Raw genomic sequence first — 16,872 nt, 5'->3', positions numbered from 1 at the left:
CCTATTAAGCCGCTTTACGAGCGTCTTTAACTAACTTAGCTACACGATCAGAAAGACCTGCGCCCTGACCTACCCAGTGATCAACACGAGGTAAATCTAAACGAAGTTTTTCTTCTTGACCTGAAGCAATTGGGTTAAAGAAACCAATTTTCTCGATGAAGCGACCGTCACGCGAGAAACGGCTATCCGCAACCACAATTTGATAGAAAGGGCGTTTTTTAGCGCCACCACGTTGCAAACGAATAGTTACCATACCGTCCTCTAAATAGATTGACTGTTTTCATTAATAAGATTTACTCCCCAGTATGGGGAGCTGGGGAATTGTACGAGTTTTTAGCAACAATGCAAGTAAGAAGTGAAGCAAAAAGCCACTTTAGTAGGTTAAACTGTGATCTGAGCCACAATTAATAGATTATCATGCACCACGCGCATAATTTATTCAACAAAAAAGGGCCAATTAGCCCTTTTGTTATACATTATATAGCGGCTATTTAAGCGCTACATTAAAATTTAGGGCCACCGCCACCCATCATTCCAGGTGGTAACATGCCTTTCATGCCGCGCATCATTTTTTGCATGCCGCCTTTACCTTTCATTTTTTTCATCATTTTTTGCATTTGCGTAAACTGTTTTAGCAGTTTATTTATCTCTTGTACCTGTGTACCAGAGCCTGCGGCTATACGTTTTTTACGAGAGCCTTTAATAATCTCAGGACGCGCACGCTCTTGTTTGGTCATAGAGCTGATGATTGCTTCCATTTGAATGAAGGTTTTGTCACCCATTTGGCCTTTTACAGCATCGGGTAAGTTTTGCATACCAGGCAGCTTATCTAGCATCGACATCATGCCACCCATATTTTTCATTTGCTTTAATTGCTCTGCAAAATCATCAAGGGTAAAGCCGTTGCCTTTAAATACTTTTTCAGCGACCTTAGCTGCTTTTTCCTTATCGACTTTCATTTCGACTTCTTCGATTAATGAAAGTACATCCCCCATGCCTAAAATACGCGATGCAATACGATCGGGATGGAACGGCTCTAGTGCATCTGTACGCTCACCCACACCCATAAATTTAATTGGCTTGCCGGTAATATGACGAATAGATAAAGCAGCACCACCGCGTGCATCACCATCTGTTTTAGTTAAAATAACACCGGTTAAAGGTAGCGCTTCATCAAATGCTTTAGCGGTATTCGCCGCATCTTGACCCGTCATTGCATCAACCACAAATAATGTTTCGATTGGGTTGATTGCTTTATGAAGGTCTTTTATTTCGCCCATCATTTCGTTATCTACGTGCAAACGGCCGGCGGTATCGACTAAAACAACGTCTATAAATTTCTTTTTAGCATGAGAAATAGCAGCGGTGGCGATATCTACTGGCTTTTGCGAAATATCACTTGGGAAAAAATCCACGTCAACTTCGCTGGCAAGTGTTTCAAGCTGTTTAATAGCCGCCGGACGGTATACATCGGCACTAACAACTAGCACTGACTTTTTCTTACGCTCTTTTAAAAACTTAGCAAGCTTACCAACACTGGTTGTTTTACCCGCACCTTGTAAACCAGCCATCATAACAACGGCTGGCGGCTGTGCATTTAGGCTAAGCTCTTCGTTGGCTTCACCCATCGCTTTTTCAAGCTCTTCGCGCACTATTTTTATAAATACTTGGCCAGGGCTTAAGCTTTTAGTTACTTCAACACCTACGGCACGTTCTTTAACTTGCTTTACAAACTCGCGAACAACAGGCAGCGCAACGTCAGCTTCTAAAAACGCCATACGTACTTCACGTAGCGTGTCTTTAATGTTGTCTTCTGTTAAACGGCCGCGGCCACTAATATTTTTTAAGGTTTTACCTAATCGTTCTTGGAGGTTCTCAAACATGTAACGGTTCCGATAAGACGTTTATATTGACCCAATAAGCTCACGCTTATTTGCATTTTACTTATTAGATGGGAGCAATAGTATTAAATTTCAATTAAAAACAGTATACCGTAAATGATGGCGCACAATACAGTATTGAAGCACAGCTTATTGAGTTTCTTTTTTTAGGTCTATGCAATTGCTTTGCTATAAAATACAATGTGCTTATAACAACAAGAATTATTTGACTCTAATTATAAGTGGCCCAAGCACAATGCTGATTATTAGTTTAACTATTATTGCCAGTTTATTTTATGTGTTAGCAACGTCTCACGTGTTAACACGCCTGTTTCATCAACAAGGTCCTAGCCAAAAGGTAACGGTTATTTTAAGTACCGTGGCTATACTAGCGCACATGCTGCTGTTGGTTAATTCGGTGTTTCGCTCCGACGGGCAAGATTTAAGTATTGTTAATGTTGCACTGCTGACCTGCTGGGTTATTGTGGTGTCGGTGACTGCGGTGTCGTTAAAGTTCCCTGCTACATTGCTATTACCGGTCGTCTATGGCTTTGCAGCCCTACTCACCATTGCGAGTTTGTTTATACCGCACCATATTTTATTACAAAGCTTTAATATTGAAATAGGCCTTATTACACATATATCGCTATCACTGTTAGCATATTGCGTGTTAATTATTGCTACTTTATACGGCGTGCAGTTTTACTTTATTGATAAACGCTTAAAACGTAAAGATTTAGCAATTGTGCATAGCCATTTGCCACCATTAATGGTGGTAGAACGTCAGCTCTATCAACTATTAAACTTAGGTACGGTGTTACTTACCTTTGCCTTATTAACAGGGTTTGTGTTTTTAGATGGGATGTTTGCAAAAGAATTTATCCATAAAACCATTTTATCGCTTGTCGCATGGGTTATTTTTGTCACTGTTGCGCTGGGGCACATGAAAAAAGGCTGGCGTGGTAAACCTGTGGTTATTACCATCATGGTCGCTGCATTTATCCTCACACTTGCTTATTTTGGCAGCCGTTTTATACAAGAAGTGGTGTTAAATAAGTTTTAACTTGACTCTGTCAGCTCACTCTAGCTTAATACGCATTGGTTTATAAAAAAAGGATCCATCGTTGGACGACATATCGACAAGTACCTTGTTTATCATTTTAGGTTTATTGGTGCTTTTTTCTGCTTATTTCTCGGGTTCAGAAACCGGGATCATGTCAATTAATCGTATACGCTTGCGCCACCTTGCAAAAGAGGAACATCGCGCAGCTAAACGAGTCAGTAAATTACTTAGCCGTCCTGATAGACTCATTGGCCTAATATTAATTGGTAACAACCTTGTAAATATCGCTGCCGCCCAGGTAGCCACTATCATTGGTATTCGTTTATACGGTGATTTAGGTATTGGTATTGCAACCGGTGTGTTAACGCTAGTGGTACTAATATTTGCAGAAGTAACCCCAAAAACGCTTGCTGCGTTGTACCCTGAAAAAGTAGCCTTTCCAAGCTCTATTATTCTCAAAGGGTTACTCAAAATACTATTCCCATTCGTGGTTGTTGTTAACTGGATGACCAACGGTATTTTACGTCTATTTGGTATCAGCTCAGCACAAATAGATGAGCACAGCATGAGTAAAGAAGAGCTTAAAACAGTGGTGAATGAGTCAGGCGCATTACTGCCAGCTCGTCACCAAAGCATGCTGACCTCTATTTTAGACTTAGAGCAAGTGACCGTTGAAGATATTATGATCCCTCGTAACGAAATAGTGGCGATTGATATCAACGACGATTGGAAGCTCATTAGCCGCCAATTAACTCATGCTCAGCACACCCGGGTATTACTTTATCGCGACAATATTGATGACGCGGTAGGTTTTATCCATTCGCGTGACGCTCTTCGTCTTTTAACCAAAGAGCAATTTGATAAACCGTCATTATTGCGTGCTGTACGTGAGATTTACTTTATTCCTGAGGGGACATCCCTAAATACCCAGCTATTAAAGTTCCAACAATCAAAAGAGCGCATTGGTATAGTGGTTGATGAATATGGCGACATACAAGGTCTCGTAACCCTTGAGGATATTCTTGAAGAAGTGGTTGGCGATTTCACTACCACGCAAACACGTACGCCAAGTGAAGAAGTGACCACACAAAGCGATGGCTCTTACCTTGTTGATGGCGGCGCTAACGTGCGCGACTTAAACAAAGAGATGGGCTGGGAGTTTCCTCTTGATGGCCCTAAAACACTCAGCGGTTTAATTGTGGAATACCTAGAAGATATTCCAGATGCTAATTTAAGCCTTAAAATAGCCGGCTACCCTGTTGAGGTGTTAGAGGTAAAAGAGAATATGATCAAACAGGTAAAAATTAAGCCAAATCAACGTAAGTTGTAAGTTTAAATAATGCATTAAAAAAAGGAGCCTTGGCTCCTTTTTTTGCTTTTAAGGTATGTAGTTAGCCAAAAAGCAGTCGCTCAAACCAGCCTTTATCAAGCTCCTCTTCACAACGTTTAAGCTGCGCACCATAACGGCTTGCGCGGTGTTTTACTTTATTAGCAACACTCATTAGCCACTTTTTCTTTTTATAGGTACCGCGTTTATAACCGCCCCACCCTTCGTGATAATTTAAGTATTGGGCGTAAGCATCCCATTTAGAGATACCATTTACTTTATGTGTTTTATAAACAAACCATGCCATAAAGTCGATTGCATCGTCAAAATCATCTCTATCAGCCCCACTGTTACCCGTTTCACGAATATAGTCAGACCAAGTTGGAGTTTTTGCTTGTGAGTACCCGTAAGCATCACTGGCACGCCCAGTTGGAATTATCCATAAAAAATACTCCATGGGTGGTGCGGCATCATGACGAAACGAACTTTCTTGGTACATCATGCTCATAAGAACATGTTTAGGTGAGCCCCATTTTTCTTGTGCATCTTTTGCATCAAAGTACCAGTCTGACTTTTCTTCAAAAATTTTACAAAGATCATTAGGTTGCTTTGGCGGCGCAGTGGCACACCCAGCTAAAGAGAGGGCAAAAGATAAAATAATTGCATTTTTTTTCATTTTTATAAGATCTCACTGAACTTTTTAAAAAAGCGTGGGTCTGAGTATATGAATGCAGCAGTATAGCATTGTTTCATCCCTGAAGAATATTTACGCAGCCACCTTGGGCTGCGTTTTTTTTGCTTAAAAAAACTTAAGCGGGTGCTTTGGCATTAAAATATTCATCTAAAAAGTCAGTAAAGCTTAGCGTGTCGGCGCGCTCTATTTCTTCTCGCGCTTTATCCGAGAGAACAACTTGTTGCTCTAGCCATTCTTTAGAAAACACATTGTAGTTGGCTTGTGCATGGCTTTGCTTATATTTATTAGCCAATTGAATAGCAAATAAACCGTTATCTATACCCGCACTTTCTAGCTCGCGCACATAACGCCCTGAAAAAGTCAGCGCAGGGTTATCAACCCAAGTAGCCATTTGTGCGATGGTTTCGCTGTAATAGGTCACCCCATACGCCTTATCCATATGCTCAGCGACTTCACTTAGTTGGTCAAAAATTTCTCTCCCCCAACTTTGTAACGTACGCTGTTGGTTGTTGTCGTTAAGCATAACACCTAACTGACGCCCCTGATTAACCACTGTATCTAAATTCTCTGTGCTGCGGGCTTGCTCTTTCCACTGCATTTCTGGAGAGTCTTTTAACAAACAATACGTTAAAAACACATCTAAAAAATGAATTTGCTCTATATCAATGCCCGTTTCACTAAACGGGTTTACATCCAGCGCTCTAATTTCAACATACTCAATACCTGCTCTTAATAATGCATCCGTTGGTTTTTCACCACTTTTAGCATTACGTTTAGGGCGGATCGGCGAATAAAATTCGTTTTCGATTTGCAGAATATTTTTATTAAGCTGCTTAGGTGTTGCTGTGGTGTAGTCATCAATATCGCCGTATAAGTCAGAAGGCGTGTTGATTGCTTTTTTAAGCCCAGCGACGTACTCATCAAGCGAGTTATACATTACGCGTAATGAAGATTGCGCACTGTTGGTGTAACCTAAATCACCCAAGCGTAGCGCGGTTCCTACTTCTAAATAAAGTGTGCCTTTACCTAGCTTTTTGAACGGTAGGTCAGTTTTGCGCCCTTGTAAAAAAGAATTACATAATGCAGGTGAGGCACCAAACAAGTAACTAATTAACCAAAGCTCGCGTTTAAAATTACGAATAAGCGCTAAATAACCATCCGAAATAAATGCATCTAGGCTTTGCTCACTTTGCTTTAAGGTGTGTAAAGATTGCCAAAGTGTTTCTGGAAAAGAAATATTAAAATGAACACCCGCAATCGCTTGCATCATACTACCGTAACGGTTTTTTAATCCTTCACGGTATAGGGTTTTCATACGCGCAGTATTTGAGTTACCAAATTGAGCCAGTACGATGTCATCTTGATCTTCAATAAAGCATGGCATACTGATGGGCCATAAAAGCTCATCACCCATGTGCTCAAGTGTAAACTTTTGCAGGTCTTTTAGTTGCGCTAAGGTTTCTGTCGCTGATTCACTAACAGGGGTAATAAATTCAAGTAATGACTCTGAAAAGTCGGTAGTAATATGTCCGTTTGTTAATGCACTACCTACGCCTTTAGGATGTCCTAAAGTGGAAATGGCGCCATTACCTTTAATACGCAACGACTCTCGCTCAATACCACGTTTGATCCCTTTAATTGCGTGCTGATGCGGTGTTGCTGATAACGCGTTTAGCGCGCTAGATAAATCATGTATAGTCAAAAAATGCTTCCTCGGCCACGTGGCTTAATCTTAGGGTTATGGGGGCTAATTGCCCATACTCAAGATTAAATTGTTAAGAACAATATAATTTTTCAAAATTTTTAGCTATTTACCCTGTTGAGCATGCGCTTGATACAATAAGCATCAACCAGCAGGCTAATCTTGCCACTGCTCACGCTAATATACAATCGCTTTGCTAGGGCGTGTTGGCCTTTGTGAATTGAAACTTGTCCAAACTAAGGGCGATTCAATTGCGGCGCGTTATTTGTAACCTAATGGGCTCGATAACTGCCCTGCATTATTCTAATAACTTACATCCATGTAAGAATAAGTAAAAACCGAACAAAGCTTTCGCGTCCTGCTCATACCCCTTGCCTAAAAACCAAACACACTGCTGTAAATTCAGCCTCCAAACATCAACACACCCCAAAACATAAAGACCCTGAATTAATAGATTACACTTCATGAGCTTTAACATTTTAAGCGCAGTATTTGATATAGATCATAAAAAGTCGCAATTTTAATGACAATTTTATTTTGCGCAGCGCCTTTACTTCACCTCCTTTTGTTTACCCAATACAATGACAAGTTAATTAAAAAGGATGGTTAAAACTAACATGCGTCATAATCAAAGCTTAATAAATGAAGAGGTTCACTTTAGTGATGCTCAGCAATTGGTATCCACGACCGATTTACGAGGAGTCATTACGTATGCAAATAAGGCATTTTGCGATGTAGCAGGCTTTAGTGCCCAGGATCTCGTTGGTAAAAATCATAATATTGTGCGCCACCCAGATATGCCCAAAGCAGCATTTAAAGAAATGTGGAGTACGCTAAAAAGCGGCCACTCATGGCGCGCCATAGTAAAAAATAGATGTAAAGATGGGCGCTATTACTGGGTTGATGCATTTGTAACCCCTATCTTTGAAGGTGACCAGTTAGTGGGCTATCAATCTGTACGTACAAAACCAGATAAAAAACATGTTTTGACAGCCCATAAACTATACGAAAAATTAAATAGCGGTAAAGCCGCTTTTAATTTTAACGAACGCACACACTTGCGCCAAATGCTTACGTTAGCCGTTGTATTTAGCTGGCTAATAATGAGTGGGTTTGCCTTTTCAGCCATGGCAGCGGTTATCAACGTATTAATTTGCGTGCTTATTTTGGCCTTAAATTATCAAGAGCTTGTGGCAACCCCTGCTAAATTAAACACCTATAAACAGCATTCTGACTCTATCTCGCGCTATGTTTTTTGCGATAACTCACCGCTAAGTGTGAGTGACTATAAAGAGCAAATGTTACTTGCTAAGCTCAGAACTGTATTGGGGCGCGTAAAAGATGCCACCTATGCCTTTAATAACATTGCTGAAAACCTAGATGATAAATCGACGCTCACCGAAAAAGGCATTGAGGCGCAAAACACACAGCTTACACAAATCGCCACTGCTATGGCGCAAATGACCGCCACTATTGGTGAGATTTCTAATAGTACAACAACTACCGCCGACAAAGTTAATTCTACTCAGCACAGCTGCGCGGATATAAAACAACATATTGCTGATAACAAAAAAATGGTATCTGAGCTGGCAACTCACGTAGATCATGCTGCCAATACGGCTAATAACCTCGCGCAAGAAGCAGATAAAATAGGCCAAGTAATGAATGAGATAGAAGGTATTGCTGAGCAAACCAATTTACTAGCGCTTAATGCAGCAATAGAAGCCGCAAGAGCAGCCGAGCATGGCCGTGGTTTTGCCGTAGTTGCTGATGAAGTACGTGCTCTTTCTTCTCGTACGCAAAGTGCTACGGGGCAAATTCACAGCTCGATTAAAGATATACAGGATACATTGGTTAATTGGTCAAAGGTAATGCAAAGTACAAAACTACAAGCTGAGGGCTGCGTACAAACAACCGAGCAAACACACCAAGAGCTCGATAGTATATTCAATCAAATTAGTGAAATAGCTTTGCTAACAAATAGTATATCGACGGCTGCAGAGGAGCAGCAGATGGTGAGCCATGATATTGCTAATAATGTAGATAATATAAAAGAGGTGAGTAACGAAAACTTAGCTTTAAGTTTTGACGTTGCTAAAGATGCCGCAGAATTAGTTGCCGGCTCTCAAAAAGTAAACAACCTACTTTATACATTTAAAGTATAAAGCAAGACAATAAGCCGCCTGCTTAGCGGCTTATTGTGCGTCTGTATTAGCGTTTTGAAAAAATCAGGCCCTGCTCGTTTGCATCTATCACGACAATATCGCCAGGGTTATACTCTCCCCCTAATAGCTGCTGAGCCAGTGGGTTTTCAATTGTTTGCTGAATAGCTCGTTTTAATGGCCGAGCACCGTAAACAGGGTCGAACCCGCTAGAGGCTATTTTTTCAAGCGCCGCATCACTGATCTCTAATAAATAGCCCATTTCTGTTAAACGCTCACGCAATTTAACAAGCTGAATATCGGCAATTTCTTTAATATGCTCATTGGCAAGTGGATGAAATACGACAGTTTCATCAATACGGTTTATAAATTCTGGCCTAAATTCGTTAACGAGCACATTCATAACTTTGCTCTTAAGCGTTGCGTAGTCGTTTGTGCCCGCTTGCTCTTGAATAATATCAGAGCCTAAATTTGAGGTCATAATAATAACCGTATTTTTAAAATCAACCGTACGCCCTTGCCCATCAGTAAGGCGGCCATCATCGAGTACCTGCAATAAAATATTAAATACATCGGGATGCGCTTTTTCTATTTCATCAAGCAAAATTACAGAATAAGGCTTACGGCGAACGGCTTCGGTTAAATAGCCGCCTTCTTCGTAACCAACATAACCGGGAGGCGCACCCACTAAACGTGCTACAGCGTGTTTTTCCATAAACTCTGACATGTCGATACGCACCATGGCATCTTCTGTATCAAACATAAAACCTGCAAGCGCTTTAGTAAGCTCTGTTTTACCCACCCCAGTTGGTCCTAAAAATAAAAATGACCCTATTGGTCGATTAGGATCGGCAAGCCCCGCACGAGAGCGTCGTATCGCATTCGCGACCGCAACAACTGCTTCGTCCTGCCCTATCACTTTACTGTGAAGTTGCTCTTCCATTTTTAACAGTTTTTCTCGCTCACCTTGCAGCATTCGCGATACTGGGATCCCGGTCCAACGAGAAAGTATTTCTGCAATTTCGTCTTCGCCTACTTGGTTTTTTAGTAAGCTCATTTCTTGCATTTCAGCTTGCGAGGCTAAATCAAGTTTTCGCTCAAGCTCTGGAATTCTTCCGTATTGCAGCTCCGACATACGCTGTAAATCGCTCGCTCGGCGGGCAACCTCTAAATCAAGGCGCGCTTGTTCAAGCTCAGCTTTAATTACTTGCGTGCCTTGTAACGAGGCTTTTTCTGCATTCCATACTTCATCAAGCTCTCGGTATTGCGCTTCTAAGTCGGTGATGAGCTGCTGCATTTCGCTGCGCCGCTTTTGGCTTGCATCGTCTTTTTCTTTAGCTAAAGCGTTATCTTCAAGTTTTAATTGAATAATACGGCGCTCAAGCTTATCTAAAGACTCAGGCTTAGAATCTATTTGCAAACGAATTGACGAGCCAGCCTCATCAATTAAATCAATAGCTTTATCTGGTAATTGTCGGTCACTAATATAACGGTGAGATAAATGCGCAGCGGCGACAATTGCCGGGTCGGTAATATCCACAGAGTGATGTAACTCGTAGCGCTCTTTTAAGCCGCGTAAAATAGCAATGGTGTCTTCAACTGAGGGCTCTTCAACCAATACTTTTTGAAAACGACGCTCAAGTGCGGCATCTTTTTCTATGTATTGGCGGTATTCATCAAGCGTAGTGGCGCCCACACAGTGTAGCTCTCCTCTAGCAAGCGCTGGCTTTAACATATTGCCAGCATCCATAGCGCCGTCGGTTTTACCTGCGCCCACCATAGTGTGAATTTCATCAATAAATAAAATCACTTGGCCTTCTTCTTTAGCCAGCTCGTTGAGCACCGATTTTAAACGCTCTTCAAATTCACCGCGATATTTAGCACCCGCCACCAGCGCGCCTAAATCTAGCGATAAAACACGCTTACTTTTTAGGCCCTCTGGCACTTCGCCATTTATAATGCGCTGTGCTAACCCCTCAGCAATGGCCGTTTTACCTACCCCTGGCTCACCAATAAGCACGGGGTTATTTTTAGTACGGCGCTGCAAAACTTGAATCGTGCGACGAATTTCGTCATCTCGCCCAATAACGGGGTCGAGCTTACCTTGCTCTGCGCGCTCGGTTAAATCAATGGTGTATTTTTCAAGTGCTTGTCGGGTTTCTTCGGCGTTAGGGTCATCGACCTTTTGGCCACCGCGAATTGCTTTTATGGCACTTTCTATTTTAGTTGCAGTGATATTTAGCGCTCTAAAAATATCACCTAAAGGGCCTTTGTCGTCACAGGCCGCTAATACAAATAATTCGCTCGAAATATACTTATCTTTACGCTTTTGCGCATATTTATCACATAAGTTAATAAGCGAAGCCATATTATTAGAAAGCTGTACGTCGCCCCCTACTCCTTCGACTTTAAACAGCTTTTCTATTTCTTGAGAAAGCTTGGTGTTTAGCTCATCCGCACTCACGCCTGCTTGTGCAAGCAAGGCGCGCACGCTAGAGCCATTTTGCTGTAAAAGCGCATACATTAAATGTACGGGTTCAATAAATTGATGATCGCGCCCTAATGCTAGCGACTGAGCATCTGAAAGCGCAGATTGAAATTTACTTGTGAATCTATCTAAACGCATGAGGGTTTACCTATTTAATAAACTAATTGCTTAATAAATGGGTATGTTAATAGAATTGTTCAAGGTGTTAAGAAGAATATTGTGGGGAAATAGTGTTTTATTTGCGCCAGATCAAACTTGCCATACGCCCTGTTTTACCTTCTCGCCGATAAGAGAAAAACAATGATGGCTGAGAAACAGTACAATAATCGCCTCCGCTAATATTAATAACGCCTAATTGCTCAAGCTCAATGCGAGCGATTAGGTAAATATCGCACAAGTATTTATTATTACTTTGTAATTTAAATGCCTGTTTAAACAACGGGGATTTTGCGATAAATCGCGTAGCAACCTCGGCGCCCACTTCAAATTGCTCAGCACCGATAGCAGGCCCAAGCCACGCATATATTTGCTTACTAGGCGCGCTAAAACAGGCAAGCGTATTTTTTATGATCCCTTTTTCAAGGCCGCGCCAACCACCATGTACTGCTGCAACTTCGTGGCCATCATGACTTGCAAACAGAATAGGCAGGCAATCTGCACTCATAATAGCAAGAGGCTGATTTTTAACTTTTGTATACAACGCATCAGCACTGTGTAATGTTTGAAAATTAAAATCTGCATCAACACAGAGCACATCGGCGCTATGCACTTGATTAAGCCACAGTGGCGGGTTTGGCAGGGATTGCTCAACCAAAGCACGGTTTTTTAGCACGTGCTCTGGATCATCATCAACATGTAGGCCTAAATTTAAGCTATTAAAAGGCGGCTTTGACACGCCGCCTTCTCGGGTGGTACTGAGCGTACCTACCGAGGTTAAATTAGGCCAAGGGGCTGACAAAAAAGCCATTAATACTCTATGTTAGGATTAGCTTTGGTATCTTCTCTAAGCACCTGAGTCATTGCCACCATGTCATCTGGAATAGGCGCTTGCCAGGTCATCATTTCGCCCGTAATAGGGTGCGCGATACTCAATTTTACTGCGTGTAAGGCTTGGCGATTAAATGTACGTAACATTTCAAACAGCTCTGGCGTAGCACCTTTAGGTGGACGAGGACGCCCGCCGTAGGCTCTATCACCAATTAACGGGTGGTTTATATACGCCATATGAACACGAATTTGGTGTGTACGTCCGGTTTCTAGGCGAAGGCGTAAACGTGTATGAGCACGGAATTTTTCAGCAACACGGTAATGTGTAATGGCAGGCTTACCCATTTCGTGAACTGCCATGTGTGTACGCTGCGTTGGATGACGGCCAATCGGCTTTTCAACCATGCCACCTGCGGTCATAGTACCATTACATAGAGCTTCGTATTCACGCGTAAAGTTTTCGCGTTTTTGCAGTGCTTTAACTAGATGTGTTTGCGCCTGAATAGTTTTAGCCACCACCATTAAGCCTGTGGTGTCTTTATCTAGACGGTGCACAATACCAGCACGCGGTACGTTAATAATATCCGGAAAATGATGCAGCAATGCATTTAGTACTGTGCCATCTGGGTTACCTGCACCTGGGTGAACGACTAGGCCCATAGGTTTGTTGATAACCAAAATATCATCATCTTCATAAACAATGTTTAATTTGATATCTTGTGCTTCGTATTCGCGTGGTGCTTCAATGCTGGTTTCAACATTTACAACTTCACCACCGAGTAGTTTTCCTCGTGGTGTGTTATAGATTTCACCGTCAACGGTGATTTTATCATCCAATATCCATGTTTTTATACGTGAACGTGAATAATCAGGGAACAATTGCGCTAATACTTGGTCTAGACGTTTACCACCTAACTCGGTAGGAACCTCGGCTTGAAGTGAAATTTGTTCTGACATTAGTAACTTTACCCAATTTACCAGTGCAAGCTGTGCCTGACTGGGTTAGAATCGCTTTTAATAAAAGCATAATATAATACGCATAGTTTACTCGGTTTTACCGCCGTGGCCTAGCCGAAGACATCGAAGGTAACAAATAAAATGATAAATAAAATAGGGAAACGTGCATTCGCCATTGTTTTTTCAGCTTCTGTACTTACTTTAGGGGCCTGTTCTTCTGCGCCTGACCAAGAAGATATCCAACGCGTTCCTAACAAATCTGCACACGCTTTGTATGAAGATGCAAAACAAACGCTCGACTCAGGTTTATACGCCCGAGCAATTGAGCTGTTAACCGCTATTGATTCACGCTACCCATTTGGCCCTTTCTCAAAGCAAGTACAAATGGATTTAGTGTATGCCCATTACCAATCAGGTAATACAGAGCAAGCATTAGCGACTATCGACCGCTTTATTCGTTTAAACCCAAACCACAAAGATTTAGATTACATGTACTACATGCGTGGCTTGGTTAACATTAAAGCAGATAAAAATGCTTTCCAAGAGTATTTTGGCATAGACAGAGCTGACCGCGATGCAAACCGTACACGTGTTGCATTTACCGATTTATCAACGCTTGTAAAACGCTTTCCAAAAAGTGATTACGCACCAGAGGCTAAACGCCGCTTAGTGTGGCTTTTAAACCGCATGGCGCGTTACGAGCTAAAAGTGGCTAATTACTACTACAAACGTGAAGCTTACCTAGCGGCCGCTAATCGTGGTAAGTACGTTGTTGAGCATTACTCGCAAAGCAGCTATTTAGAGCCTGCGCTTGAGATGATGGAAAAAAGCTACGAAAAGCTTGGCCTGACAGATTTAAGTGAGCACGCAAGACTAACGCGTGAATACAATGAATCTAACAAATAAGAATGGCAGAGGTTTTTATTTAAACCTATGTTGATTTTTTAAAAGCCCTCTCTGAGGGCTTTTTTATTGCCTAAAAATAAGACTAGTTGATGCCTGTGGCGCTTTTTAATACTTAGCGATTAGCCTCCGCACCACACTGAATATTTCAATAGCAATTGCACTACACGATTGTATAGCGCTTGTTACAAAAAGATTCGCTGTTGATCTAAGTTTTGCTTTTTACAGGTGAAAAAAAAAGGTAAGCCTAAGCTTACCTTTTAATTAACTCATTGCGGGTTATTAAAGCTCAAAGTCTTTTTTGAATTTTAAACCAAACTCGCTACGGTCATTACTGCGCATTACACCAACAAAACCTGACTGCTGTAAACGACCTACATCGTAAACCTCGTTTAATACGTTTTCACCGTATAAGGTTACTTCCATATCCCCATAAGGGTTAGTGTAAGAAATATTAAAACCAACTAATTCACGCGAATCAATAGTCTCGCTTTCATTGTAAACCGACTGGCCTTGCATTTCGCTTCTGTAAGAGTAGTTAGCGTTAAATGCAACGGTTGCACCGCTGTCTAAATCCATAAAGTAAGAAGGGGCAATCATTACAGTCCAACGTGGTGTTAATGCCGGTGAATCACCTTTACCAATACCTTGTACGCCTGCATCTACTTCTGTAATTTCAGAATCTAAGTAACCTACAGAGCTGCGAATTGTGAAATCGTCTGTAATGGCAACGGTAGTTTCAAGCTCAATACCTTGCGCTTTAGACTCACCTGCATTCTCAACAATAGTTACAAAACCACCGCCTGCAGTAGGGTCAGAAAATGGTAAAGCAAGGTCAGTGTAATCTGTTACAAATACAGCTAACATCATAGATACATTTTCATGTACTTGGCCCTTTAAGCCCATTTCGTAGTTAATTGCTTTAGTTTCATCAAACGATACAAACTGATCGGGGCCACCAAATGGACGTGGAGGGAAACCGCCTGTTTGGTAACCTTTTTGAATTTGACCATATACATTCATGTTATTGCTGATTTGATATGATGCGTTTACATCCCATGTTACAGCGTCAAACTCTGCACTTACGTATTTACGTTCAGCAAATGTTGGGAAAGTCGCATCGGCATCTTTCTCATCTTTTGAGTATCGAAGGCCACCGCCAATACTTAAATCATCTGTTAAATCGTAACTTGTATTAAAATATACAGCGTATGAGTTTGTTTCTTGGTTAATTTCAAAATCGCCATAGCCACCAAATGAAGGTGTAACACCATCGTTTAATAAGCCATTAGGAGTATTGAATGGGCTAAATACAAATGGACCTGAACGTGTAAAGCCATCTTCATTAAAGAAGTAAAGACCTGATACGAAGTCCATATTGTCGTAAGTCGCATTTAGTTGAATTTCAAACGAGTATTGGTCTGCACCACCCTCTTCTGGGAACTCAGATAAATTAAGTGGTGAGGCATCATCATCAAGTCCACCTTCGTATTCAGAAGTACGGTAACTTGAAATAAATTTAGCCGTGTACGTATCATCAATTGCCCAATCAGCAGTAAATGACGTACCCCACCCTGAGTAAGACGTAGATTCAATACCAGCAACAGTAGTGCCTAAATCATCTGGGTCAGATGGGATCATATCCTGTGTTAATAAAGGAAAGTCACCATTAAATACATCATTTGCATCAAGCGGCTCAGTTAGCTCAATAGTGTAAGGCGATTGACCCGACTCGTTATCAACACCGTCAAGTGAAAAAGTAAACGCTAAATCGCTATTGGCTTGCCATTTAAGGGCTACGCGACCGCTAAACTCTTCTTCTTCACCAATTTCTTTTTCTGGGTTAGCTAAATTGACAGCTTCACCCACACCATCGCGCGTTTTGTATGATGCACTTGCAGACATACTTACTTCATCTGTTAGCGAGTTATTAAAGTATACATCGCCAGCAATACGTCCGCGGCTACCAATTTTAGCTGTAGTTGAAACAATCCCTTCATCACCTGGTTGCTTAGTAATTACATTTACTGCGCCACCTAAGGTATTACGACCATATAATGTACCTTGTGGTCCACGTAGAACTTCAACACGCTCTACATTTGGTAACGATAAGTTTGACCCCATTTGACGGCCTAAGTAAACACCATCTAAATAAACACCTACACCCGGATCGGTTGTAATTATGTGATCTTGTAGACCAATACCACGAATAAACACAGAGGCATGCGCCGCATTACCTACACCGTAGCGAGTGATATTTAAGTTTGGAACGTATTTACCAATATCTTCTAGGTTACTCATATTGGCTTTATCAATTAGGTTAGCACCAATTGATGTGATAGCGGTTGGAGATTCAAACAAGCTCTCTGTACGTTTACGAGCTGTAACTTCGATTTTTTCAAACGCGTCTTGTTTTGCTGTTGTTTTAGCTTCTTCAGCATTTACTGAGGTAGTTAGTGCAGCGACAATTGCGAGGCTTAACTGTGAGAGTTTGCGTAGTTTCAAAATATTCTCCAAAGGATACCGTATAATTTAGTTATGCGAACTTATTGGCTTGAGCAATAAATTTTGGGCATAAAAAAAGACGCCTAATAGCATCTTTCCTCTGGAAGGGCATTATATTACATATTTGTGAAGAAATGTATAAAAATTTTCATTTAATAAACATACAGGTACAAATTAATTATAACTTTTGATTATTGTTGGATA

Annotated in this window: 12 protein-coding genes; 4 read left to right on the top strand and 8 right to left on the bottom strand. The window is 41.4% G+C overall.

Annotation, left to right across the window (positions count from 1 at the left end; translation table 11 throughout):
• Positions 1 to 4 precede the first annotated feature (4 nt).
• Together rpsP and ffh are read right to left on the bottom strand one after the other, a co-directional pair.
• A complete protein-coding gene (gene rpsP, locus AN395_RS03980; RefSeq protein WP_004587327.1) occupies positions 5 to 253 on the bottom strand; it encodes a 30S ribosomal protein S16 in 249 nt (82 codons plus the stop codon).
• Between the two features lie 250 nt (positions 254 to 503).
• Entirely contained in the window at positions 504 to 1,883 is a 1,380-nt protein-coding gene (gene ffh / locus AN395_RS03975) for a signal recognition particle protein (protein WP_024031859.1), read from the bottom strand.
• Between the two features lie 253 nt (positions 1,884 to 2,136).
• Here ffh and AN395_RS03970 point away from each other — a divergent pair, with 253 nt between their 5' ends.
• Both AN395_RS03970 and AN395_RS03965 read left to right on the top strand, forming a co-directional pair.
• Positions 2,137 to 2,943, top strand: a complete 807-nt coding sequence (locus tag AN395_RS03970; protein ID WP_024031858.1) for an inner membrane protein YpjD — start codon at positions 2,137 to 2,139, stop codon at positions 2,941 to 2,943.
• Positions 2,944 to 3,004: 61 nt separating this feature from the next.
• Positions 3,005 to 4,273, top strand: a complete 1,269-nt coding sequence (locus AN395_RS03965) for an HlyC/CorC family transporter (RefSeq protein ID WP_004587330.1) — start codon at positions 3,005 to 3,007, stop codon at positions 4,271 to 4,273.
• Positions 4,274 to 4,334: 61 nt separating this feature from the next.
• On the opposite strand, the gene AN395_RS03960 is transcribed toward AN395_RS03965, so the two are convergent.
• Positions 4,335 to 4,946 (bottom strand): transglycosylase SLT domain-containing protein, encoded by a 612-nt coding sequence (locus AN395_RS03960; protein WP_024031857.1) that lies wholly within the window; start codon positions 4,944 to 4,946, stop codon positions 4,335 to 4,337.
• Between the two features lie 133 nt (positions 4,947 to 5,079).
• Positions 5,080 to 6,666: a glutamate--cysteine ligase gene (gshA, locus tag AN395_RS03955; protein WP_054982177.1), complete on the bottom strand. Its 1,587-nt coding sequence runs from the start codon at positions 6,664 to 6,666 to the stop codon at positions 5,080 to 5,082.
• Positions 6,667 to 7,283: 617 nt separating this feature from the next.
• Here gshA and AN395_RS03950 point away from each other — a divergent pair.
• Positions 7,284 to 8,831, top strand: a complete 1,548-nt coding sequence (locus AN395_RS03950; protein ID WP_054982176.1) for a methyl-accepting chemotaxis protein — start codon at positions 7,284 to 7,286, stop codon at positions 8,829 to 8,831.
• A 46-nt stretch (positions 8,832 to 8,877) separates the two neighbouring features.
• On the opposite strand, the gene clpB is transcribed toward AN395_RS03950, so the two are convergent.
• From clpB to rluD, 3 genes are all read right to left on the bottom strand, one after another.
• Complete coding sequence (clpB, locus tag AN395_RS03945; protein WP_004587334.1) at positions 8,878 to 11,454, bottom strand: ATP-dependent chaperone ClpB; 2,577 nt, start codon at positions 11,452 to 11,454, stop codon at positions 8,878 to 8,880.
• 97 nt (positions 11,455 to 11,551) lie between these two features.
• Positions 11,552 to 12,283: a peptidoglycan editing factor PgeF gene (gene pgeF, locus AN395_RS03940; protein WP_054982175.1), complete on the bottom strand. Its 732-nt coding sequence runs from the start codon at positions 12,281 to 12,283 to the stop codon at positions 11,552 to 11,554.
• A complete protein-coding gene (gene rluD / locus AN395_RS03935) occupies positions 12,283 to 13,260 on the bottom strand; it encodes a 23S rRNA pseudouridine(1911/1915/1917) synthase RluD (RefSeq protein ID WP_054982174.1) in 978 nt (325 codons plus the stop codon). Before rluD ends, pgeF begins: the two co-directional genes overlap by 1 nt.
• A 141-nt stretch (positions 13,261 to 13,401) precedes the next feature.
• Here rluD and AN395_RS03930 point away from each other — a divergent pair, with 141 nt between their 5' ends.
• Positions 13,402 to 14,166, top strand: coding sequence for an outer membrane protein assembly factor BamD (locus AN395_RS03930; RefSeq protein ID WP_054982173.1), 765 nt, complete (start codon positions 13,402 to 13,404; stop codon positions 14,164 to 14,166).
• A gap of 279 nt (positions 14,167 to 14,445) precedes the next feature.
• On the opposite strand, the gene AN395_RS03925 is transcribed toward AN395_RS03930, so the two are convergent.
• On the bottom strand, positions 14,446 to 16,668 hold the full coding sequence (locus AN395_RS03925) for a TonB-dependent receptor (RefSeq protein WP_054982172.1): 2,223 nt from the start codon (positions 16,666 to 16,668) through the stop codon (positions 14,446 to 14,448).
• Positions 16,669 to 16,872: the final 204 nt, after the last annotated feature.

Origin of the sequence: Pseudoalteromonas sp. P1-30, assembly GCF_001400005.1 — a bacterium.
GTDB classification, from domain to species: Bacteria; Pseudomonadota; Gammaproteobacteria; order Enterobacterales; family Alteromonadaceae; genus Pseudoalteromonas; species Pseudoalteromonas atlantica.
Note: the sequence above shows the minus strand (reverse complement) of the source record. Positions and strands in the feature narration are given on the sequence as shown.

Bases quoted from the DNA above. Each gene is read 5' to 3' on its own strand.
- rpsP (WP_004587327.1), bottom strand. From the start codon at position 253: ATGGTAACTATTCGTTTGCAACGTGGTGGCGCTAAAAAACGCCCTTTC.
- ffh (WP_024031859.1), bottom strand. From the start codon at position 1,883: ATGTTTGAGAACCTCCAAGAACGATTAGGTAAAACCTTAAAAAATATT.
- AN395_RS03970 (WP_024031858.1), top strand. From the start codon at position 2,137: ATGCTGATTATTAGTTTAACTATTATTGCCAGTTTATTTTATGTGTTA.
- AN395_RS03960 (WP_024031857.1), bottom strand. From the start codon at position 4,946: ATGAAAAAAAATGCAATTATTTTATCTTTTGCCCTCTCTTTAGCTGGG.
- AN395_RS03950 (WP_054982176.1), top strand. From the start codon at position 7,284: ATGCGTCATAATCAAAGCTTAATAAATGAAGAGGTTCACTTTAGTGAT.
- clpB (WP_004587334.1), bottom strand. From the start codon at position 11,454: ATGCGTTTAGATAGATTCACAAGTAAATTTCAATCTGCGCTTTCAGAT.
- pgeF (WP_054982175.1), bottom strand. From the start codon at position 12,283: ATGGCTTTTTTGTCAGCCCCTTGGCCTAATTTAACCTCGGTAGGTACG.
- rluD (WP_054982174.1), bottom strand. From the start codon at position 13,260: ATGTCAGAACAAATTTCACTTCAAGCCGAGGTTCCTACCGAGTTAGGT.
- AN395_RS03930 (WP_054982173.1), top strand. From the start codon at position 13,402: ATGATAAATAAAATAGGGAAACGTGCATTCGCCATTGTTTTTTCAGCT.